1 protein-coding gene is annotated in these 1,169 nt (G+C 41.7%); it reads left to right on the forward strand.

Going from position 1 to position 1,169, the window contains the following annotated elements:
• Positions 1 to 55 precede the first annotated feature (55 nt).
• Entirely contained in the window at positions 56 to 1,156 is a 1,101-nt protein-coding gene (locus D0T84_RS22265; RefSeq protein ID WP_163310107.1) for an ISAs1 family transposase, read from the forward strand.
• The last annotated feature ends 13 nt before the right edge of the window (positions 1,157 to 1,169 follow it).

The following is a 1,169-nucleotide window of genomic DNA, read 5'->3' on the forward strand; positions in this document are numbered from 1 at the left end:
CAGGGCAACCGCATCAAAATTTCATCATAATTTGTAGAAATGTTATCTTCGCTTCATGAATAGATTCATCTCTCCCTATTTTGCTGAAGTTACAGACCCTCGAGTTACAGGTCGTTGTTTGCATCTTCTTTCGGACATCTTATTGATCGGCTTGTGTACCTATTTGACTGGTGGTTCTGACTATCAGGACATGCATCTGTTTGGGCTGGAACGCGGTTCACAGTTAGGCGATTTATTGTTGTTACCTAACGGCATTCCTTCGGAAGATACCTTTGAGCGTGTGTTCAAAAGTATTAATCCGGATGAATTGGAATCCTGCCTACGTTCTTATGGTCATTCCATTTTGTCTGATTTGTCCGAAAAACAAATCGTCATAGATGGTAAGAAGCAGCGTGGGGTATCTCCTACCACGCGTGGAAACAAAGGATTGTATTTACTGAACGTATGGGTAAGCGAAAATCGTTTCTGTATCGCACAAGAAAAAGTGGATGACAAGTCCAATGAGATAACTGCTATTCCCCAAGTACTGGAGGATATTGATATAGAAGGCTCGGTGGTTTCCATTGATGCTATGGGCACCCAACGTGAGATAGCCGAACTGATTGTGGAGAAGAAAGGACATTATTTACTGGCATTGAAAGCCAATCAAAAGTCCCTGTTCGAAGACGTTGAATGTGCCTTCAAAGTACATAGTGGTTTAGATACCTATGAGACAGTAGATGCGGGCCATGGTCGCATAGAAACCCGTAAATGCAGCATACTTCCAGCCAACGAATATCTACTGGAGGAAAATCTCCAAACCTGGAAAAACTTAGAAACAATCATCCGTATAGAGGCTACGCGAGAAATACAGGGAAAGGTAACCACCCAGATTCGATATTACATCAGTGATGAAAAGGAGGCAAAAGCAGCTTATTTTAATTCGATAGTCAGAGGCCATTGGAGCATTGAAAATCAGTTGCACTGGCATTTGGATATCACTTTCAATGAGGATGCATGTCGAGCCAGAGCCGGATATGCTTCCCAGAATCTATCAGTATTAAGAAAAATGGCATTGCATATTATCTCGGAACAGAAAGACAAGTTGAGTATTAAAAAGAGGCTATATAAAGCTGCGTTGGATACTCAATATCTCAGGAAACTATTGAAAATTTGATGCGGTTGCCCTG

Origin of the sequence: Dysgonomonas sp. 521, from assembly GCF_010501055.1 — a bacterium.
GTDB lineage: Bacteria > Bacteroidota > Bacteroidia > Bacteroidales > Dysgonomonadaceae > Dysgonomonas.